This window comes from Streptococcus mitis bv. 2 str. SK95 (assembly GCF_000222705.1).
In the GTDB taxonomy this organism is placed as follows: domain Bacteria; phylum Bacillota; class Bacilli; order Lactobacillales; family Streptococcaceae; genus Streptococcus; species Streptococcus mitis_AY.
Genome location: NZ_AFUB01000023.1, coordinates 102,326 through 120,432, shown reverse-complemented (window position 1 = coordinate 120,432; position 18,107 = coordinate 102,326). Strand labels below are relative to the sequence as shown.

The following is an 18,107-nucleotide window of genomic DNA, read 5'->3' as shown; positions in this document are numbered from 1 at the left end:
ACATATCAATGGCTAAATACGAAATTCTTTATATCATTCGTCCAAACATTGAAGAAGAAGCGAAAAACGCTTTGGTAGCACGTTTTGACTCTATCTTGACTGACAACGGTGCAACTGTTGTTGAATCAAAATCATGGGAAAAACGTCGTCTTGCATACGAAATCCAAGATTTCCGTGAAGGACTTTACCACATCGTTAACGTTGAAGCAAACGACGACGCAGCTCTTAAAGAGTTTGACCGTCTTTCAAAAATCAACGCTGACATTCTTCGTCACATGATCGTCAAACTTGACGCGTAAGAAGGTAAATTATGATTAACAATGTTGTACTTGTAGGGCGTATGACACGTGACGCTGAGTTGCGTTATACCCCATCAAATGTAGCAGTTGCGACTTTTACTCTTGCAGTAAACCGTACATTTAAGAGTCAAAATGGCGAACGTGAGGCTGATTTTATCAATGTCGTTATGTGGCGTCAACAGGCTGAAAATCTTGCTAACTGGGCTAAAAAAGGCTCTCTTATCGGGATCACAGGCCGTATCCAGACTCGTAGTTACGATAACCAGCAAGGACAACGTGTCTACGTAACAGAAGTCGTGGCTGAGAATTTCCAAATGTTGGAAAGCCGCGGAGTGCGTGAAGGACATACAGGTGGAGCTTATTCTGCACCAACTGCTGGTCAATCAGCACCTGCAAACCCAGTACCAGACTTTTCACGTTCTGAAAATCCATTTGGAGCAACAAATCCATTGGACATTTCAGATGATGATTTACCATTCTAATGGACAATTAATACTATAAAGGAGAAAAAACATGGCTCAACAACGTCGTGGCGGATTCAAACGCCGTAAAAAAGTTGATTACATCGCAGCAAACAAAATTGAATATGTTGATTACAAAGATACTGAGCTTCTTAGCCGTTTCGTTTCAGAACGTGGGAAAATCCTTCCTCGTCGTGTAACAGGAACTTCAGCTAAAAACCAACGTAAAGTAACAACAGCTATCAAACGCGCTCGCGTAATGGCTTTGATGCCTTTCGTAAACGAAGATTAAAAAAGGGGTCCAGTGGACCTCTTTTTCATGAGCTCGGAAACAAGAAAGCGAATTAAGACCCCAACGGGTCTTTTTTTCACGAGCTGTGAAATGAGAAGGGGAGTTCGGTCCGGGGGACCTCTTTTTCAGACTTTTACAGAATTCTCTGTTGACCTAGTAAGATTCTTTTGCCTTACTAGGTCTTTTTCTTTTAATTATCGTGCTATAATGATAGGAGAAAGCTTTAAAGGAGCAACTTATGAAGACGACATGTTCAATTAGAAAAATGCAAGAATCTGACATTAAAGATCTATCTCGAGGATTTATCAGCCAAGGTTGGCCAGGTAGAGAGGAGATTTTAACTCGATATTTTAAAGAGCAGGAAAGTGGAGAGAGGGAAGTGTTAATTGCTGACCTTACTAGTGCTGTAGCGGGCTACATTACCATTTTACCAACTGCCAAGCAGGGTCCTTTTGCAGAAATCTATCCAGAACTCTCAGATTTTAATGTCTTTGAACCCTTTCAAAATCAAGGAATTGGAAACCTCTTGATGGAAGAAGCTGAAAATCGAGTTAAGCTCATATCGGATAAGGTGACCCTTGGTGTTGGGCTCCATTCAGGGTATGGCCCTGCCCAGAGATTGTATATCAGACGGGGTTACATTCCAGATGGTTCAGGCGTTTGGTATCAGAACCAACCATTAGAAATGAATGATACTATTCAAAATAATGATGATTTAGTTCTGTACCTATCCAAGAAATTCGAATAAGAGATAGTGAATTTCTTTGAAGATAGGGGATTTCTCTACTTTATGGTATAATGGAAAGAGTTAGATTGAAAGAGGTAGAGAGATGGATGCAAAATTAAAATACAAGGCAAAGAAGATTAAGATTGTCTTTTTTGATATTGATAATACCCTGCGTACGTCAAAGACAGGTTTTATTCCAGCTACGATTCCTACTGTCTTTAAGCAGTTGCGTGAAAAAGGAATTTTAACAGGAATTGCATCTGGTCGTGGCATTTTTGGTGTTGTTCCAGAGATTCGTAAGCTCAAGCCTGACTTTTTTGTAACCTTGAATGGTGCCTATATAGAAGATAAAAAAGGAAATGTCATTTATCAAAATCAGATTAAGAGGCCAGATGTTGAGGAGTATATCTCTTGGGCTAAGCGAGAAGGAATTGACTACGGTTTGGTTGGCAGCCATGACGCCAAACTCTCCACTCGGACAGAACTGATCAGTGAGGCGATTGACCCGATTTACCCGAACTTGGACGTGGATCCTGACTTCCATGAAAAAGTAGACATTTACCAGATGTGGACCTTTGAGGATAAAGGGGATGATTTGCACCTACCAGATAGTCTCTCAGGTAAACTTCGAATGGTGCGTTGGCATGAACATTCATCTGATATCGTTCCTATTTCAGGTTCAAAAGCCACAGGTGTAGCCAAGGTGGTGGAGCATTTAGGCTTGAAACCAGAGAATGTCATGGTCTTTGGAGACGGTCTCAATGACTTAGAACTCTTTGATTATGCAGGAATTAGTATTGCCATGGGAGTTTCCCACGAAAAGATCAAAGAAAAAGCAGATTATATAACAAAAACAGTAGAAGAAGATGGCATTTTTGATGCCTTAGAAGGATTTGGTATGGTAGAAAAAGAATTGCATTTCCCACAAGTAGACATTGAAACAGTAGAAGGTCCTCTAGCGACTATTAAGACAAATCACGGAGACTTGCGTATCAAGCTCTTCCCTGAACATGCTCCTAAAACAGTAGCCAACTTTGTTGCTCTGTCAAAAGACGGTTACTATGATGGTGTGATTTTCCACCGAATTATCAAGGACTTTATGATCCAAGGTGGAGACCCAACCGGTACTGGTATGGGGGGAGAGTCTATCTATGGAGATGCTTTTGAGGATGAATTTTCAGAAGAACTTTATAATATCCGTGGTGCTCTTTCTATGGCCAATGCGGGTCCAAATACCAATGGTAGCCAGTTCTTTATCGTGCAAAACCAACACTTGCCATACTCTAAAAAAGAGATTGCGCGTGGTGGTTGGCCTGAACCGATTGCAGAAATCTATGCGGAACAAGGTGGAACTCCTCACCTTGACCGTCGTCACACTGTTTTCGGGCAGTTGGTAGATGCAGAATCTTTTGCAGTCTTGGATGCCATTGCGGCTGTTGAAACTGGCGCTATGGACAAGCCGGTTGAAGATGTAGTAATTGAAACGATTGAAATTGAGGACTAGGATGAAAATTGGTGATAAGCTAAAGGGGCATATTACAGGAATTCAGCCCTATGGTGCCTTTGTCGAGTTAGAGACAGGGGTGATTGGGCTGATTCATATTTCAGAGATTCGGACAGGATTTATCGAAAATATCTATGAAGTTTTGAAAATTGGTGAAGAAGTGCAAGTTCAGGTTGTTGATTTAGACGAATTTTCAGGTAAAGCCAGTCTATCTATTCGCACTCTGGAGGAAGAAAAACACCAACTACCAAGACGGAGACGTTTTTCAAATGATCGTATCAAGCACGGTTTTGCACCACTTGGGCGAATGATGCCAATCTGGACAAAGGAAGCCCTCAACAATCTGAGAGAGAAAAACTAGTCTATTAGATTTCGTATTTTTAAAATCAATATATGGAAGAACAATTATTAAAACCAGGAGAGCGAATCAATCAGCTCTTTTCGACAGATATCAAGATCATCCAAAATAGAGAAGTGTTTAGCTATTCGGTGGATAGTGTTCTCTTGTCACGCTTTCCTCGCTTTCCTAAAAATGGCTTAATTGTGGACTTTTGTGCTGGAAATGGTGCAGTTGGACTTTTTGCAAGTAGTCGTACCAAGGCAAAAATTCTATCTGTAGAGATTCAGGAACGCTTGGCGGATATGGCAGAGCGTTCGGTTCAGTTGAATGGCTTGGAAGAGCAGATGCGAGTCATCTGCGATGATTTGAAAAATATGCCTGCCCACATTCAGGGAAGTAAGGTAGATATGATTTTGTGTAATCCACCTTATTTCAAGGTGGATCCGCATTCTAATCTCAACGAGAGTGAGCACTACCTTCTGGCCAGACACGAAATTACGACTAACCTAGAAGAAATCTGTCGAAGTGCTCAGAGTATTCTCAAGTCTAATGGCCGTTTGGCCATGGTCCATCGTCCTGATCGACTCTTGGATATCCTAGATATGCTCAAACGCCACAATTTGGCACCCAAGCGCTTGCAATTTGTCTATCCGAAACGTGAGAAGGAGGCCAATATGCTCTTAATCGAAGCTATCAAGGATGGATCGACTAGTGGCTTTAAGATCTTGCCACCTCTCATTGTTCACAATGATGATGGTTCCTATACACCAGAAATTCAAGAGATTTACTATGGATCATAAGGCCTATATGTATGTTGTGGAGTGCCGCGACGGTTCTTACTATACGGGCTATACAACGGATGTGAAGAGGCGCCTTGCCGTTCATAATAGTGGGAAGGGAGCCAAATATACCCGAGCACGCTTGCCAGTCAAACTCATCTATGTAGAGGGTTTTGCCAGCAAGGAAGAAGCCATGTCTGCAGAGGCTCTCCTCAAACGAAAGAAACGTCCACAGAAAGAACGATTTTTATCCGAAAATCAAGAGAAAAATCTAGTCAATCATATTGATATCTAATGAGGAGTCCTTTTACTCCTCTTACTTTTGTCAAAAGAGGAAAAAAGTGCTAAAATAAGATGAATAAATTTAAAGAGGTATTATCATGTCTAAGATTCTAGTATTTGGTCATCAAAATCCAGACTCAGATGCCATCGGGTCATCTGTAGCCTTTGCTTACCTTGCAAAAGAAGCTTATGGATTGGACACAGAAGCAGTTGCTCTCGGTACTCCAAACGAAGAAACAGCCTTCGTTTTGAACTATTTTGGTGTGAAAGCACCACGTGTTATCACATCAGCTAAAGCAGAAGGTGCAGAACAAGTCATCTTGACTGACCACAATGAATTCCAACAGTCTGTATCAGACATCTCTGAAGTAGAAGTTTACGGAGTTGTGGATCACCACCGTGTGGCTAACTTTGAAACTGCAAGTCCGCTTTACATGCGTTTGGAACCAGTTGGATCAGCCTCATCTATCGTTTACCGCATGTTTAAAGAACATGGTGTAGCAGTTCCTAAAGAAATCGCAGGTTTGATGCTTTCAGGTTTGATTTCAGATACCCTTCTTTTGAAATCACCAACAACTCACCCATCTGATAAAGTCATCGCTCCTGAATTGGCAGAATTAGCAGGCGTGAACTTGGAAGAATACGGTCTTGCTATGCTCAAGGCTGGTACTAACTTGGCTAGCAAATCTGCTGAAGAATTGATTGACATCGATGCTAAGACTTTTGAACTCAACGGAAACAAGGTCCGTGTTGCCCAAGTTAATACAGTTGATATTGCTGAAGTCTTGGAACGTCAAACTGAAATCGAAGCAGCAATGCAAGCAGCTAATGCAGCAAATGGCTACTCTGACTTTGTCTTGATGATTACAGACATCGTAAACTCAAACTCAGAAATCCTTGCTCTTGGGTCAAACATGGACAAGGTCGAAGCAGCCTTTAACTTCAAACTTGAAAACAACCACGCTTTCCTTCCAGGTGCCGTTTCACGTAAGAAACAAGTGGTGCCTCAGTTGACTGAAAGCTTTAATGGGTAAGTTCCTGAGTGATAATTGAAACGAGGAAACTTTAGTTTCCTTATAGCTAAAGGGGTCTCGGCTCCTTTTTTTCTAGGAGAGAAAGATGTTAGAAAATGGCGATTTGATTTTTGTGAAGGATCTTTCAGATATGGGGCAGGCCATCCAGGCTTCTACTGGGAACTATAGTCATGTAGCCATCTTTTTGGATGGTTTGATCTACCATGCTAGTGGGCAAGCAGGCGTCATCTGTCAAGAACCAGCAGACTTTTTTGAATCGACTCATCTCTACGATCTCTATGACTATCCAGAGATGGAAGCTGACTTGGTAAAGGAGAGAGCTAGAAAACGTTTAGGTGCACCCTATAATGCCTCTTTTTATCCAGATGGGTCTGGTTTTTACTGTTCCCAGTATATCGCGGAAATTCTTCCTATTTTTGAGACTATTCCTATGCAATTTGGGGACGGGGAGCAGGAGATTAGTGATTTCTGGAGGGAATATTACAGGAAACTCGAACTTCCTGTGCCTCTTAATCAACCAGGGACCAATCCCAGCCAGTTGGCAGCATCCCCCCTTTTAGAATGTAAAGAAAGGAATCTTCATGATTCAGATTTTTAATCCCTCCCGTTTGACTCGACAACCATTTTTTATAGATTTGGTTGACTATCTAGACCAGCATGATGATGTAATCCTCAGGGAAATCAAGGCTCAGTTTCCAGATGTAGCAGTTGATAAGCTCATGGAAGAGTATATTAAGGCAGGTTTGATCCTAAGGGAAAATAAACGCTATTCACTCAACCTCCCTTTTCTAGAATCGATAGACAATCTAGCCCCTGACCAAGAAATTTTTGTCAGAGAAGATAGTCCAGTTTATCATGCTTTATTAGAGCAGAGTTTTGAGACAGAATTACGCAATCAGACCAATGCAGCCATTTTAGTCGAATCTACGGACTTTGCAAGAGAAAAGATGACCCTATCCAACTATTTCTACAAGGTCAAGCACCAATATCCTTTGACAGAAAAACAGCAGGAACTTTATGCCATTTTGGGAGATGTCAATCCTGAGTATGCCCTCAAGTATATGACGACTTTTTTACTGAAGTTTCTCAAAAAAGACCAGCTGATACAGAAACGCCGTGATATCTTCGTTGAGAGTCTAGTCGTCTTGGGCTATGTTGTGCAAAACGAAGAAGGGAAGTATGAGTTGGCTGTTGATTTCGACAAGGAACGGTTGACTTTCTATTTACCTTAATTGTTTCATTTTGAGCAGATTGTTTGACTTTGCTAAAGAATAAGCATAAACTGAATGTAAGCGATAACCATTATCGTATTAAAAGCAAAGGAGACAGAGCTATGTCACTTGAAAATAAATTGGATCAAGCAACTGGTGCTATCAAAGAAGGATTTGGTAGAGTTACTGGCGATAGCAAGACAGAAGCAGAAGGTACTGTAGAAAAAACAGTTGCGAAAGCAAAAGAAGTTGTTGAAGATGCTAAAGGTGCTGTAGAAGGTGCCGTTGAAGGTCTTAAAAACTCATTTAAGAAAGAAGACTAAAAAAATCAAGGGAAAGCTTCCCTTGATTTTTTGATTTTATAGATAACGTTCTGCGATAGCTGCGTCTCCAGGATAGTCTTCTTTCTTTCCTTGGACGATCTGGTAACAATCAGCTCCCTTACCAGCAATAATCACGGCATCGAGTTCTTGACTTGTAACAGCCATTGCCACCTGGATGGCTTGTTCGCGATCGGCAATCTTTTCAACAGGATGATTGATGTAGTTGCTGATTTCATCTGCAATGGCCATTGGATCTTCATAGTTTGGATCATCAGCGGTGAGAAAGACTTGAATCTCAGGGTGTTGATCGAGAAGGAGTCCAAAGTCTTTGCGACGACTTTCACCCTTGTTTCCAGTCGAACCGAGAACCAGGGCAATTTTTCCAGTTTGATGAGTTTCAACCACATTGATGAGTTTTTTCAGACTGTCTCCATTGTGAGCATAGTCGATGAAGACCTTGGCTCCATTTTTCTGCGTGAGGACTTCCATACGTCCAGGAACTCGGGTCGCAGCGATTCCTTTTTTGATGTCCTCTAGACTAGCACCTAGACGAAGGCAGGCAAGTCCAGCAGCAACGGCATTTTCTTGGTTAAAGTGGCCGATGAGTTGGATATCATAATCACCAGCGAGTTTACCTGTAGCTGAAAAGCTAAAGGCTTTGGAATTTTCAATTTGGTTGCTAGAATGAGTGCCATAGAAGTCATGTTCTTGATGTTCAACTTGTTCTTTTAGCACAGAAAAGTGGTCCATGTCGCTATTAATGACAACTGCTCGGCTATTTTTCATCAAGAGACGTTTGTGGTAGAAGTAATCTTCAAAACTAGGATGTTCAATTGGTCCGATATGATCAGGGCTGATATTGAGGAAAACTCCCACATCAAAAGTCAGACCATAGACTCGTTTGACAAGATAGGCTTGACTAGAGACTTCCATGATGAGATGAGTTCTACCATTCTTAACAGCCTGAGCCATCATATCAAAGAGATCAATGCTCTCAGGAGTTGTGAGGGCAGATTTAAAGAAGGTCTTACCATCTAAGGTTGTATTCATGGTAGACAGCATAGCTGGGCGATGGTGTTGAGCTAAGATGTTATAGGCAAAATAGGCCGCTGTTGTCTTACCCTTGGTTCCAGTGAAGGCGAGAATTTTGAGTTTTTCTTGTGGATTGCCATAAAATCCCATAGCAATCAAACTCATGGCTTTTTTGATATCGTTCACAATGATGACGGGGATACCGACTTCGTAGTCCTTTTCTGCGACATACCAAGCTAAGCCTTGGCTTATAGCAGAAATGAGGTATTCTTTTTTAAAGGCAGCGCCTTTTGCAAAAAAAAGAGTGCCTTCTTTTACTTTTCTGCTGTCGTAACTGATGCTATCAAAAACAACTTCGCTGTAGTTGTAGTGGTAATAACCTTGGTCAATAATCTCGCGAAAAAGGCCATCTTTCTTTAAAATATTTAATACGGTTTCAATCTTAATCATACTTTCTATTATAAACTTCAAGCCCGAATTTTACAAGTAACAAGGAAAAGTTTATAATGGAAGATGAGGAAAATTTCCTAGTTATCAAAATTGAATGAGGAAGCTATGTCTAACGAAAACAATCACCAGCAGGCCCAGATGTTGCGAGGGACTGCTTGGCTAACAGCTAGTAACTTTATTAGTCGCCTCCTTGGTGCTATCTACATTATTCCCTGGTATATCTGGATGGGGACTTATGCTGCCAAGGCAAATGGACTCTTTACCATGGGCTACAATATTTACGCCTGGTTCTTGCTGATTTCGACAGCGGGTATACCTGTTGCGGTCGCCAAACAAGTAGCTAAGTACAATACTATGCGAGAAGAAGAGCATAGCTTTGCCTTGATTCGGAGTTTTTTAGGTTTTATGACAGGATTGGGTCTAGTCTTTGCCTTGGTCTTGTATCTCTTTTCTCCCTGGTTAGCAGACTTATCAGGTGTGGGGAAAGACCTGATTCCCATCATGCAGAGCTTGGCTTGGGCGGTCTTGATTTTCCCGTCTATGAGTGTCATCCGGGGCTTCTTCCAAGGGATGAACAACCTGAAACCCTATGCCATGAGTCAAATCGCCGAGCAGGTGATCCGTGTTATCTGGATGTTGCTGGCTACTTTTATTATCATGAAGATGGGTTCTGGTGATTACTTATCAGCGGTTACTCAGTCTACCTTTGCTGCCTTTGTGGGGATGGTGGCAAGTTTTGCAGTCTTGATTTATTTTCTTTCCAAGGAGGGGCTGCTCCAAAAGGTATTTGAAACACGTGATAAGATCAATAGCAAGCGACTCTTGGTTGATACCATCAAGGAAGCCATTCCCTTTATCCTGACAGGATCAGCCATCCAGCTCTTCCAGATTTTAGACCAGATGACCTTCATCAATAGCATGACCTGGTTTACCAACTACAGCAATGAAGACTTGGTTGTCATGTTTTCTTATTTCTCTGCCAATCCTAATAAAATCACCATGATTTTGATTTCTGTCGGTGTCTCGATTGGAAGTGTCGGTTTGCCACTTTTGACGGAAAATTATGTCAAAGGTGATTTGAGAGCCGCTGCTCGCCTGGTTCAAGATAGTATGACCATGCTCTTTATGTTTCTCTTACCAGCAACAGTTGGGGTCGTCATGGTAGGGGAGCCTCTCTATACAGTCTTTTACGGGAAGCCAGATAGTCTGGCCATGGGCTTGTTTGTCTTTGCGGTTTTGCAGTCTACTATTTTAGGCTTGTATATGGTCTTGTCTCCTATGCTTCAGGCCATGTTCCGCAATCGCAAGGCAGTTCTTTACTTTGTCTATGGATCAATTGCTAAGCTAGTCTTGCAGTTACCAGCTATTGCCATTTTCCATAGTTACGGTCCCTTGATTTCAACGACCATCGGTCTCATCATTCCAAATGTTCTGATGTACCGAGATATTTGTCAGGTGACGGGTGCACGTCGTAAGATTATCTTAAAACGGACAATTTTAATTATGATTTTGACAATGGTCATGTTTATCTTAGTTGGTTTTCTACAGTGGATTTTAGGATTTTTCTTCCAACCAACGGGACGCTTCTGGAGTTTCCTTTATGTAGCCCTCATCGGAGGTCTCGGGGGAGGACTCTATGGTTTAATGAGTCTTGGCACTCACCTATTGGATAAGGTTATTGGGAAACCTCAAGCAGACCGTCTACGAGCAAGATTTAAACGATCTTAACAAACTAGATTTATAACTAAAAGGAATGCTGGCCCTTTGTTAAGTGTTTGGGTTAGCTGACACTTAAATTTTCATAAATTAAAATCCCTAGAATCAATTGTTCTAGGGATTTATTGGGATGTGAGCATCATCAACTCTATAATCATAGCGATATACATTACTAAAGTTAGGAGAAAACCGGCTCTCCAGAAGAATTTGATAAATTTAGGGTAATAAAAACTTCGTTTTTTGATGAGAAAAAAGACCACAAGGAGAATTGCTAGGAGTGAAAGTGCTACGCCGAGTCGCGGTAGAAAGTTGTGGGTAAAGGCTTTAGCAGTGATAAGATAATACTCAAATACCAAAAGTGGAAAAGCTAAATCCGCAAAGTTCAGTCCTAGTTTTTTCAGTTTAAAAAGTTTTGTTACAATGATGGAGACCACGAGGGTTAATACCAACAATAAAGTAGCTGCTATTTTCATTAAAGTCATACCCATATTGTATCATAAAAAAACGCTAAAGGAAATGGGAAACAAGGGAATTTATAGGAAAGTCAAGCTTTTGAGATTGTGGGTGTTTTTTGTTATAATGAAAGTTATGAAATCTTACAGTACCTTGAATGATTATTATCGAAAACTTTTTGGAGAAAAGACTTTTAAAGTTCCTATCGATGCGGGATTTGACTGTCCAAATCGCGATGGAACTGTGGCTCATGGGGGCTGTACCTTTTGTACAGTTTCTGGTTCTGGAGATGCCATCGTGGCACCGGATGCCCCTATCCGTGATCAATTTTATAAGGAAATTGACTTTATGCATCGCAAATGGCCAGATGTTAAAAAGTATCTAGTTTATTTCCAAAACTTTACCAACACCCATGAAAAAGTAGAGGTAATTCGGGAGCGATATGAGCAGGCTATCAACGAGCCAGGTGTAGTAGGGATCAATATCGGAACACGGCCAGACTGTTTACCCGATGAAACCATCGAATATTTGGCTGAGTTATCGGATCGCATGCATGTGACGGTAGAATTGGGCTTGCAGACCACCTTTGAAGCAACCTCTGACCTGATTAACCGTGCTCATTCTTATGAATTGTATGTGGAAACGGTCAAGCGTTTGAGGAAATATCCCAAGATTGAGATTGTTTCCCATTTGATCAATGGTTTGCCCGGTGAGACTCATGAGATGATGATTGAAAATGTCCGTCGCTGTGTTAGGGATAATGATATTCAAGGAATTAAACTGCACTTGCTTCACCTCATGACCAATACACGGATGCAGCGAGATTACCACGAAGGACGCTTGCAACTGATGAGTCAGGATGAGTATGTCCAGGTCGTTTGTGACCAACTGGAAATCATTCCAAAGCATATCGTCATCCATCGAATCACGGGAGATGCGCCTAGAGATATGTTGATTGGTCCCATGTGGAGCCTCAATAAATGGGAAGTGCTAAATGCTATTGAAACTGAGATGCGCCGTCGTGGAAGTGTGCAAGGATGCAAGGCTGTAAAACAGGAGTTTTAAAATGAAAAGACCACTTGAGATGGCACATGATTTTTTAGCTGAAGTTGTGACAAAAGAGGATATTGCAGTGGATGCGACCATGGGCAATGGCCATGATACCCTTTTTTTAGCCAAGTTAGCCAAGCAAGTCTATGCCTTTGATATCCAAGAGCAAGCATTGGAGAAAACCCAAGATCGTTTAAATGAGGCAGGTTTAGAAAATGTCCAGTTGATTTTGCAAGGGCATGAGACACTCGACCAGTTTGTGACAAAAGCTAAGGCAGGAATTTTTAATCTGGGTTATTTGCCTTCTGCTGACAAATCCGTCATCACTCAACCTCAGACTACTATTGAAGCTTTAGAGAAGCTGTGTCAGTTGCTTATCAAAGGAGGACGGATTGCCATTATGATTTACTATGGTCATGAGGGAGGCGACACCGAGAGGGATGCCGTGTTGGATTTTGTTAGCCAGTTGAACCAACAAGAGTATACAGCTGCCATTTATCGGACTCTCAACCAAGTCAACAATCCACCGTTTTTAGTTATGATTGAGAAATTAGAAAGGTATAGACATGGATAAGCAATACCTACGTGAGAAATTAGAGGCTATGCGCCAAAATTTTGTTGAGTCAACGCATCACGAGAGAGCAGTCGGGGTGCTTGACGAAGCACATATGAGCAAGAAAATGCTCAAAATCAAGAAAAAGTTAGTGGCTCTTGAAATGGAACGGTGCCAGAAAAAAATAGAGCACAAAGACTGTTCCAAGATTGATCAGAAAATCCAAGAGCAGAAGGAGATGTTTGAATTTTGCTGTAAAAAAGACTAAGGAGGGGCTAGATGACACTACTAATTTACCTGATTCTATTTTTATTAGTCTTAATCGTTTCAACTACGACCAATAAACTTCTGCCTTTTTTGCCCCTCCCCCTAGTACAAATCCTTTTTGGACTTGGCATTGGTCTCTTTTTGCCCAATACTGACTTTCATCTCAATACAGAGCTGTTTCTGGCCATGGTTATTGGCCCCTTACTTTTCCGAGAGGCAGAAGAAGCCGATATTACATCTGTTTTAAAACACTGGCGCATCATTGTCTACTTAATCTTTCCAGTAATTTTCATCTCGACCTTGAGTTTGGGAGCCTTGGCTCATTTCCTTTGGCTGAGCCTTCCTTTAGCTGCCTGTTTGGCTGTTGGGGCAGCGCTTGGTCCGACTGATTTGGTAGCCTTTGCTTCTCTTTCTGAGCGTTTTAGTTTTCCAAAGCGGGTATCCAATATTCTCAAAGGAGAAGGACTTTTAAATGATGCTTCTGGCTTGGTAGCCTTTCGAGTGGCTCTGGCTGCCTGGACAACAGGTGCTTTTTCTCTCAGCCAGGCTGGGACTTCCCTAGCACTTTCAATCCTTGGTGGTTTTGTAGTCGGTTTTGTGACGGCTATGATCAATCGTTTCTTGCATACATTTTTACTGAGTGTGCGAGCGACTGATATAGCGAGTGAACTCTTGCTTGAACTGAGTTTGCCTCTCATGACCTTCTTTATCGCTGAAGAAATCCATGTTTCAGGGATTATCGCAGTCGTAGTTGCAGGCATTTTGAAGGCCAGTCGTTTCAAGAAAATTACACTCCTCGAAGCTCAGGTAGATACTGTTACAGATACTGTTTGGCATACCGTGACCTTTATGCTCAATGGATCTGTCTTTGTCATCTTGGGGATGGAATTGGAAATGATAGCAGAACCTATCCTGACTAATCCCCTTTATAGCCCCTTACTACTATTAGTATCGGTTGTTTTGCTGACATTCTTACTTTTTGCCATTCGTTTTGTCATGATTTATGGCTTCTATGTTTGGAGAACACGCCGCCTCAAGAAAAGTCTCCGTAAATACACGAAGGATATGCTCCTTTTAACCTTCTCTGGTGTTAAAGGAACAGTCTCTATTGCAACCATTCTTCTTATACCTAGTAATCTAGAGCAGGAGTATCCCCTCTTACTTTTCCTTGTAGCGGGTGTCACTCTATTAAGCTTTCTAACAGGTCTCTTAGTTCTTCCCCACCTTTCCGAGGAGCAAGAAGAAACCAAGGATTACCTCATGCACATTGCAATTTTAAATGAGGTCACAGGAGAGTTAGAAAAAGAATTGGAAGGGCATAAGAACAAACTCCCCCTTTATGCGGCTATTGATAATTATCACGGTCGAATTGAAAACCTAATCCTTAGTCAAGAAAATAAAAGCGCCCAAGAGGACTGGGAGGCTTTAAAACTCCTCATCTTGAGCATCGAAAGCGATGGTTTAGAGCAGGCTTACGAGGAAGGGAAAATCGGTGAGCGTGGTTATCAAGTTTACCAACGCTATTTGAAAAATATGGAGCAAAGCATCAATCGAAAGGTGGCTTCCCGCCTAACATATTACTTCCTTGTATCGCTCCGTATCTTGCGTTTTGTCCTGCATGAATTACTGACCTTTGGCCAGACCTTTCGGAGTTGGAATGACAAGGAGCAACGTCGACTTCGAGCTATTGACTATGATCAAATATCTGAACTCTATCTGGAGAATACGGAGTTGATTATCGAAAGTTTGGAAAACCTAAAAGGAATCTACAAGAGTAGTCTGATTAGCTTTATGCAAGAGTCTCGTCTACGCGAGACGGCCATTATCGGAAGTGGTGCCTTTGTCGAACGTGTTATCACTCGTATCAAACCAAACAATATCGATGAAATGCTAAGAGGTTACTACCTAGAACGTAAGTTAATCTTTGAATACGAAGAGAAGAAATTGATTACAACCAAGTATGCCAAGAAATTACGACAAAATGTCAATAATCTTGAGAATTATTCTCTAAAAGAAGCCGCAAATACCCTGCCCTATGATATGATGGAATTAGTCAGAAGAAATTAGTTTAGAAAATCAACTTGTATTAGGAGGATCGCAACATGAAAAAGTGGTGGAAAGAGCTGATGGAACGGCCCTTGTTGAAAGCTTTTTTACATTTTTATCAAGCTTCCGATAGTGAACTGACCAGTGTTGCGGTTGCCTACTATTGGTTGATTTCAATCTTTCCCTTGCTGATGATAGTGGTCAATATCTTGCCCTATTTTCAAATTCCGATTTCAAATTTTTTGCTCACCATCAAGGAATTTGTACCAGATACAGTCTATGATGTGGTCGCAAAGATTGTCCGAGAAGTCCTGACTCAACCATCGACTGGTTTGCTGAGTTTTGCCGTATTGTCTGCACTTTGGACCTTTTCGAAATCAATGGATTTCCTCCAAAAAGCCTTTAATAAGGCCTATGGAGTGGCTAAGAGCCGAGGAATTATCTCCCATCAACTCATGAGTTTACTCGTCAGCTTTGGCTTGCAAATTCTTTTTGCTCTAGCCTTATTTTTGAGTATGTTTGGGCGTATGTTGCTCAACTTGCTCAAAACTTACTGGCAATCAGACAGTCCTTTCTTTGATTATCTACAGGACTTTACAGGCCCTTTGATTTATGCCTTGCTCTTTGCCATCTTGGTCATGCTCTACTATTTCCTTCCAAATGTTAGAGTCCCTCGTATTCGCTACGTTTTTCCTGGTAGTATCTTCGTTTTGCTGACGCTTGTCTTTCTGTTGAATATCTTTTCTGTCTATTTCAATAACTATGTCAACCATTTGGTCGATGTCCGATTTTTCAGTTCCATTATCGTTGTAGTCATGATGTTTTGGTTTATTCTCATCGCAAAGATTTTGATTATCGGAGCTGTTATCAATGCCAGTGTGCAGAGTTTGAAGGATCCAAAGTTTCGTGATAATACATTCATTTTAAAGAATGGAGAATAAAAAAAGACGCTTTGTTTTCAAAGCGTCTTTTTGTTGCATTTGCAACAAAAATGTGCTATTCTATCATCATAGATGTGAGAGGAGGAAATATGTCGTTATTACGCGAAATCGGAGTTATAGCCCGTGCCCTAGATTCTATTGCTAATATTGAGTTTCGTGATATTGAACTAGCTCGTGGGCAATATCTTTATTTAGTACGAATCAAGGAGAATCCAGGGATTATTCAAGAAACTTTATCAGATTTGCTAAAGGTTGATCGCTCAACAGTTGCCCGTTCCGTTAAAAAACTGGAAGAAAAGGGATTGATAGAGCAAAGAGAAGCTGTGGATAATCGGAAAAATAAGGAGTGGTTTGTCACTGAAAAAGGAGAGGCACTTTATCCTTTTATCCTTGCTGAACATCACTATTCAGAGAATTCTGCCCTAAAAGGATTTTCCAGGGAAGAGGCCAGGAAACTGGAGAGCCTACTAATTCGGGTTAGAAAAAATATTACAAGTGATTGGGATATGGTCAAAAAAGGCCAGAAAAGAAATTATTTATAATAAGAGGTGAAAGATGAAAGTTATCGTTGAAAATGAATTTTGGAGCTTGTTTCCAGAAGCACAGATTAGCGTTTTAGTAGTAAAGGGATTAGATAATACAGTTGATGAGGATCCCTATTTCAAAACCTTGCTAGATAAGGGAGCTAAACGAGCTGAGGATTTCATTTCGGATGAGAATTTTACTCAGAATGATGTCATTCAAGAATGGCGTCAGGCTTTCAGCAAGTTCAAAACGAAAAAGGGAGCACGCTCTTCTATAGAAGCTCTGCTTAAAAGGGTCAGTCAGGGAAGAGAGTTTAATCCCATCAATCCCTTAGTAGACATCTATAATAGTGTCTCTCTATCTTATGCTGTTCCCTGTGGTGGCGAAGATGTGAACAAGATTGTAGGCAATCTTCATCTTGGTCAGGCCAAGGGAGGAGAACCTTTCTTTCCACTAGGAGCTGAAAACGATGCTCCTGCACTTCCAGAAGAGCTGATCTATTATGATGATGAGGGAGCGGTTTGTCGCTGTCTCAACTGGAGAGAGGCGCAGAGAACCATGCTGACAGAAGCGACAAAAGATGCTGTCTTAGTGATTGAAGCGATTAATGCAGAACAGGCAAGACGTGCTCGGGCTGCCATGGAAGAATTACAGGACTTGGTAAAAGACTACTTTGGTGTTCAAGGCAAACTGATTCATTTAACTTCTGAGTCCCCAGAAATTACACTTTAAACAGAAATAGCCCCGTCATCTCTTAGGAATAAAATTTCCTAAAGAAATGACGGAGCTATTTTTAATAGATAAACATGGCATCACCGAAACTGAAGAAACGGTAGCGTTCTTGAATAGCATGGTGGTAAGCATCTAAGACTAATTCACGGCCTGCAAAGGCAGAAACCAACATGACGAGGGTTGATTTGGGCAGGTGGAAGTTGGTTGAAAAAGCATCCACGACCTTCCATTCGTAACCAGGTTTGATAAAGATATTGGTCCAACCAGAATCTGCTTGGATTTGCCCATTAAACTTGGAACCGATGGTTTCCAGTGTGCGGATAGAAGTGGTTCCTACAGCGATGACGCGACCTCCATTTTCCTTAACAGAGCGAAGGGTGGCAGCTGCTTCCTCAGAAAGTTGGTAGAATTCGGAGTGCATTTCGTGTTCGTCCAGATTGTCAACAGAAACGGGTCGGAAAGTTCCGAGTCCGACGTGCAGAGTGAGATAGACTAGATGGACACCCTTGGCTTGGATTTCTGCTAGCAGTTCTTTGGTGAAGTGCAGTCCAGCAGTCGGTGCAGCAGCAGAGCCACTTTCCTTAGCGTAGACCGTTTGATAGCGTTCACGGTCATCTAGTTTTTCATGGATATAAGGCGGTAATGGCATTTCACCTAGACTTTCCAAAACTTCTAGGAAAATTCCTTGGTATTCAAAGCGGACAATGCGGCCACCGTGTGTCAATTCCTCCGTAACGATAGCGCTGAGACGACCATCACCAAAGCTGACACGAGTACCGACCTTGAGGCGTTTGGCAGGTTTGGCTAGGACTTCCCACTCATCACCAGCAGTATTTTTGAGAAGGAGAAGTTCCACATGGCCTCCTGTCTCCTCTTTTTGACCATAGAGGCGGGCAGGGAGAACACGGGTGTCGTTCATGACAAGAGCATCTCCAGGTTCCAGCATATCGATAATGGAGTGGAAGTGCTTATCCTGAAATTCTCCCGTTTCTCGGTTTACGATGAGGAGTTTGGAGGCATCTCGTTTTTCAAGGGGCGTTTGGGCAATCAATTCCTCTGGCAAGTGGAAATCAAAATCAGCTGTATTCAT

The 18,107-nt window shown here is 41.7% G+C and carries 23 protein-coding genes; 20 read left to right on the top strand and 3 right to left on the bottom strand.

Annotation, left to right across the window (positions count from 1 at the left end; translation table 11 throughout):
* Nucleotides 1-8: 8 nt before the first annotated feature.
* The 12 genes from rpsF (at nt 9) to HMPREF9965_RS05980 (ending at nt 7,252) form a co-directional block, all read left to right on the top strand.
* Nucleotides 9-299: a 30S ribosomal protein S6 gene (gene rpsF, locus HMPREF9965_RS06035; RefSeq protein ID WP_001151782.1), complete on the top strand. Its 291-nt coding sequence runs from the start codon at nt 9-11 to the stop codon at nt 297-299.
* A gap of 11 nt (nt 300-310) precedes the next feature.
* Nucleotides 311-781 (top strand): single-stranded DNA-binding protein SsbA, encoded by a 471-nt coding sequence (gene ssbA, locus HMPREF9965_RS06030; protein WP_000609596.1) that lies wholly within the window; start codon nt 311-313, stop codon nt 779-781.
* 31 nt (nt 782-812) lie between these two features.
* On the top strand, nt 813-1,052 hold the full coding sequence (gene rpsR, locus HMPREF9965_RS06025; protein WP_000068664.1) for a 30S ribosomal protein S18: 240 nt from the start codon (nt 813-815) through the stop codon (nt 1,050-1,052).
* 238 nt (nt 1,053-1,290) lie between these two features.
* Nucleotides 1,291-1,800: a GNAT family N-acetyltransferase gene (locus HMPREF9965_RS06020; RefSeq protein ID WP_000858585.1), complete on the top strand. Its 510-nt coding sequence runs from the start codon at nt 1,291-1,293 to the stop codon at nt 1,798-1,800.
* Between the two features lie 82 nt (nt 1,801-1,882).
* Nucleotides 1,883-3,283, top strand: a complete 1,401-nt coding sequence (locus tag HMPREF9965_RS06015; protein WP_000338996.1) for a bifunctional Cof-type HAD-IIB family hydrolase/peptidylprolyl isomerase — start codon at nt 1,883-1,885, stop codon at nt 3,281-3,283.
* Nucleotide 3,284: 1 nt separating this feature from the next.
* Nucleotides 3,285-3,644, top strand: coding sequence for a S1 RNA-binding domain-containing protein (locus HMPREF9965_RS06010; RefSeq protein ID WP_000689588.1), 360 nt, complete (start codon nt 3,285-3,287; stop codon nt 3,642-3,644).
* A gap of 32 nt (nt 3,645-3,676) precedes the next feature.
* Nucleotides 3,677-4,423 (top strand): tRNA1(Val) (adenine(37)-N6)-methyltransferase, encoded by a 747-nt coding sequence (locus tag HMPREF9965_RS06005; RefSeq protein WP_000392506.1) that lies wholly within the window; start codon nt 3,677-3,679, stop codon nt 4,421-4,423.
* A complete protein-coding gene (locus HMPREF9965_RS06000) occupies nt 4,413-4,697 on the top strand; it encodes a GIY-YIG nuclease family protein (protein WP_000349630.1) in 285 nt (94 codons plus the stop codon). The genes HMPREF9965_RS06005 and HMPREF9965_RS06000 overlap by 11 nt, the downstream gene beginning before the upstream one ends.
* A gap of 85 nt (nt 4,698-4,782) precedes the next feature.
* A complete protein-coding gene (locus HMPREF9965_RS05995) occupies nt 4,783-5,718 on the top strand; it encodes a manganese-dependent inorganic pyrophosphatase (protein ID WP_000036062.1) in 936 nt (311 codons plus the stop codon).
* A gap of 85 nt (nt 5,719-5,803) precedes the next feature.
* Nucleotides 5,804-6,316 carry a YiiX/YebB-like N1pC/P60 family cysteine hydrolase gene (locus HMPREF9965_RS05990; protein WP_000892230.1) on the top strand — a complete coding sequence of 171 codons (513 nt, stop codon included), beginning with the start codon at nt 5,804-5,806 and terminating at the stop codon, nt 6,314-6,316.
* A complete protein-coding gene (locus HMPREF9965_RS05985) occupies nt 6,300-6,950 on the top strand; it encodes a DUF1803 domain-containing protein (protein ID WP_000614478.1) in 651 nt (216 codons plus the stop codon). The genes HMPREF9965_RS05990 and HMPREF9965_RS05985 overlap by 17 nt, the downstream gene beginning before the upstream one ends.
* A 101-nt stretch (nt 6,951-7,051) precedes the next feature.
* Complete coding sequence (locus tag HMPREF9965_RS05980; protein ID WP_000051180.1) at nt 7,052-7,252, top strand: CsbD family protein; 201 nt, start codon at nt 7,052-7,054, stop codon at nt 7,250-7,252.
* Between the two features lie 36 nt (nt 7,253-7,288).
* Here the strand turns inward: HMPREF9965_RS05980 and HMPREF9965_RS05975 are convergent, their stop codons facing one another.
* Nucleotides 7,289-8,734 (bottom strand): UDP-N-acetylmuramoyl-L-alanyl-D-glutamate--L-lysine ligase, encoded by a 1,446-nt coding sequence (locus HMPREF9965_RS05975; RefSeq protein ID WP_000590330.1) that lies wholly within the window; start codon nt 8,732-8,734, stop codon nt 7,289-7,291.
* A gap of 105 nt (nt 8,735-8,839) precedes the next feature.
* Here HMPREF9965_RS05975 and HMPREF9965_RS05970 point away from each other — a divergent pair, with 105 nt between their 5' ends.
* A complete protein-coding gene (locus HMPREF9965_RS05970) occupies nt 8,840-10,462 on the top strand; it encodes a putative polysaccharide biosynthesis protein (protein ID WP_000064191.1) in 1,623 nt (540 codons plus the stop codon).
* A gap of 110 nt (nt 10,463-10,572) precedes the next feature.
* Here the strand turns inward: HMPREF9965_RS05970 and HMPREF9965_RS05965 are convergent, their stop codons facing one another.
* A complete protein-coding gene (locus HMPREF9965_RS05965; protein ID WP_000525903.1) occupies nt 10,573-10,938 on the bottom strand; it encodes a DUF3397 domain-containing protein in 366 nt (121 codons plus the stop codon).
* Between the two features lie 91 nt (nt 10,939-11,029).
* On the opposite strand from HMPREF9965_RS05965, the gene HMPREF9965_RS05960 reads away from it, so the two are divergent.
* From HMPREF9965_RS05960 to HMPREF9965_RS05930, 7 genes are all read left to right on the top strand, one after another.
* Nucleotides 11,030-11,968 carry a TIGR01212 family radical SAM protein gene (locus HMPREF9965_RS05960; protein ID WP_004243360.1) on the top strand — a complete coding sequence of 313 codons (939 nt, stop codon included), beginning with the start codon at nt 11,030-11,032 and terminating at the stop codon, nt 11,966-11,968.
* Nucleotide 11,969: 1 nt separating this feature from the next.
* Nucleotides 11,970-12,527 carry a tRNA (mnm(5)s(2)U34)-methyltransferase gene (locus tag HMPREF9965_RS05955; protein WP_000828407.1) on the top strand — a complete coding sequence of 186 codons (558 nt, stop codon included), beginning with the start codon at nt 11,970-11,972 and terminating at the stop codon, nt 12,525-12,527.
* Complete coding sequence (locus HMPREF9965_RS05950; protein ID WP_000361095.1) at nt 12,520-12,774, top strand: hypothetical protein; 255 nt, start codon at nt 12,520-12,522, stop codon at nt 12,772-12,774. Before HMPREF9965_RS05955 ends, HMPREF9965_RS05950 begins: the two co-directional genes overlap by 8 nt.
* Nucleotides 12,775-12,785: 11 nt before the next feature.
* Nucleotides 12,786-14,840 (top strand): cation:proton antiporter, encoded by a 2,055-nt coding sequence (locus HMPREF9965_RS05945; protein WP_000173518.1) that lies wholly within the window; start codon nt 12,786-12,788, stop codon nt 14,838-14,840.
* Between the two features lie 35 nt (nt 14,841-14,875).
* On the top strand, nt 14,876-15,760 hold the full coding sequence (locus tag HMPREF9965_RS05940; RefSeq protein WP_000759525.1) for a YihY/virulence factor BrkB family protein: 885 nt from the start codon (nt 14,876-14,878) through the stop codon (nt 15,758-15,760).
* 89 nt (nt 15,761-15,849) lie between these two features.
* Nucleotides 15,850-16,302 (top strand): MarR family winged helix-turn-helix transcriptional regulator, encoded by a 453-nt coding sequence (locus HMPREF9965_RS05935; RefSeq protein WP_000055212.1) that lies wholly within the window; start codon nt 15,850-15,852, stop codon nt 16,300-16,302.
* A 13-nt stretch (nt 16,303-16,315) separates the two neighbouring features.
* Complete coding sequence (locus tag HMPREF9965_RS05930; protein WP_000864840.1) at nt 16,316-17,017, top strand: B3/4 domain-containing protein; 702 nt, start codon at nt 16,316-16,318, stop codon at nt 17,015-17,017.
* A 61-nt stretch (nt 17,018-17,078) separates the two neighbouring features.
* Here the strand turns inward: HMPREF9965_RS05930 and queA are convergent, their stop codons facing one another.
* The gene (gene queA / locus HMPREF9965_RS05925) at nt 17,079-18,107 is read right to left on the bottom strand and encodes a tRNA preQ1(34) S-adenosylmethionine ribosyltransferase-isomerase QueA (protein ID WP_025170825.1); all 1,029 of its coding nucleotides are present in this window, start codon (nt 18,105-18,107) and stop codon (nt 17,079-17,081) included.

What these genes read in the sequence shown, in the direction of transcription:
- rpsF (WP_001151782.1), top strand. Translation starts at nt 9, where the DNA reads ATGGCTAAATACGAAATTCTTTATATCATTCGTCCAAACATTGAAGAA.
- ssbA (WP_000609596.1), top strand. Translation starts at nt 311, where the DNA reads ATGATTAACAATGTTGTACTTGTAGGGCGTATGACACGTGACGCTGAG.
- rpsR (WP_000068664.1), top strand. Translation starts at nt 813, where the DNA reads ATGGCTCAACAACGTCGTGGCGGATTCAAACGCCGTAAAAAAGTTGAT.
- HMPREF9965_RS06020 (WP_000858585.1), top strand. Translation starts at nt 1,291, where the DNA reads ATGAAGACGACATGTTCAATTAGAAAAATGCAAGAATCTGACATTAAA.
- HMPREF9965_RS06015 (WP_000338996.1), top strand. Translation starts at nt 1,883, where the DNA reads ATGGATGCAAAATTAAAATACAAGGCAAAGAAGATTAAGATTGTCTTT.
- HMPREF9965_RS06010 (WP_000689588.1), top strand. Translation starts at nt 3,285, where the DNA reads ATGAAAATTGGTGATAAGCTAAAGGGGCATATTACAGGAATTCAGCCC.
- HMPREF9965_RS06005 (WP_000392506.1), top strand. Translation starts at nt 3,677, where the DNA reads ATGGAAGAACAATTATTAAAACCAGGAGAGCGAATCAATCAGCTCTTT.
- HMPREF9965_RS06000 (WP_000349630.1), top strand. Translation starts at nt 4,413, where the DNA reads ATGGATCATAAGGCCTATATGTATGTTGTGGAGTGCCGCGACGGTTCT.
- HMPREF9965_RS05995 (WP_000036062.1), top strand. Translation starts at nt 4,783, where the DNA reads ATGTCTAAGATTCTAGTATTTGGTCATCAAAATCCAGACTCAGATGCC.
- HMPREF9965_RS05990 (WP_000892230.1), top strand. Translation starts at nt 5,804, where the DNA reads ATGTTAGAAAATGGCGATTTGATTTTTGTGAAGGATCTTTCAGATATG.
- HMPREF9965_RS05985 (WP_000614478.1), top strand. Translation starts at nt 6,300, where the DNA reads ATGATTCAGATTTTTAATCCCTCCCGTTTGACTCGACAACCATTTTTT.
- HMPREF9965_RS05980 (WP_000051180.1), top strand. Translation starts at nt 7,052, where the DNA reads ATGTCACTTGAAAATAAATTGGATCAAGCAACTGGTGCTATCAAAGAA.
- HMPREF9965_RS05975 (WP_000590330.1), bottom strand. Translation starts at nt 8,734, where the DNA reads ATGATTAAGATTGAAACCGTATTAAATATTTTAAAGAAAGATGGCCTT.
- HMPREF9965_RS05970 (WP_000064191.1), top strand. Translation starts at nt 8,840, where the DNA reads ATGTCTAACGAAAACAATCACCAGCAGGCCCAGATGTTGCGAGGGACT.
- HMPREF9965_RS05965 (WP_000525903.1), bottom strand. Translation starts at nt 10,938, where the DNA reads ATGGGTATGACTTTAATGAAAATAGCAGCTACTTTATTGTTGGTATTA.
- HMPREF9965_RS05960 (WP_004243360.1), top strand. Translation starts at nt 11,030, where the DNA reads ATGAAAGTTATGAAATCTTACAGTACCTTGAATGATTATTATCGAAAA.
- HMPREF9965_RS05955 (WP_000828407.1), top strand. Translation starts at nt 11,970, where the DNA reads ATGAAAAGACCACTTGAGATGGCACATGATTTTTTAGCTGAAGTTGTG.
- HMPREF9965_RS05950 (WP_000361095.1), top strand. Translation starts at nt 12,520, where the DNA reads ATGGATAAGCAATACCTACGTGAGAAATTAGAGGCTATGCGCCAAAAT.
- HMPREF9965_RS05945 (WP_000173518.1), top strand. Translation starts at nt 12,786, where the DNA reads ATGACACTACTAATTTACCTGATTCTATTTTTATTAGTCTTAATCGTT.
- HMPREF9965_RS05940 (WP_000759525.1), top strand. Translation starts at nt 14,876, where the DNA reads ATGAAAAAGTGGTGGAAAGAGCTGATGGAACGGCCCTTGTTGAAAGCT.
- HMPREF9965_RS05935 (WP_000055212.1), top strand. Translation starts at nt 15,850, where the DNA reads ATGTCGTTATTACGCGAAATCGGAGTTATAGCCCGTGCCCTAGATTCT.
- HMPREF9965_RS05930 (WP_000864840.1), top strand. Translation starts at nt 16,316, where the DNA reads ATGAAAGTTATCGTTGAAAATGAATTTTGGAGCTTGTTTCCAGAAGCA.
- queA (WP_025170825.1), bottom strand. Translation starts at nt 18,107, where the DNA reads ATGAATACAGCTGATTTTGATTTCCACTTGCCAGAGGAATTGATTGCC.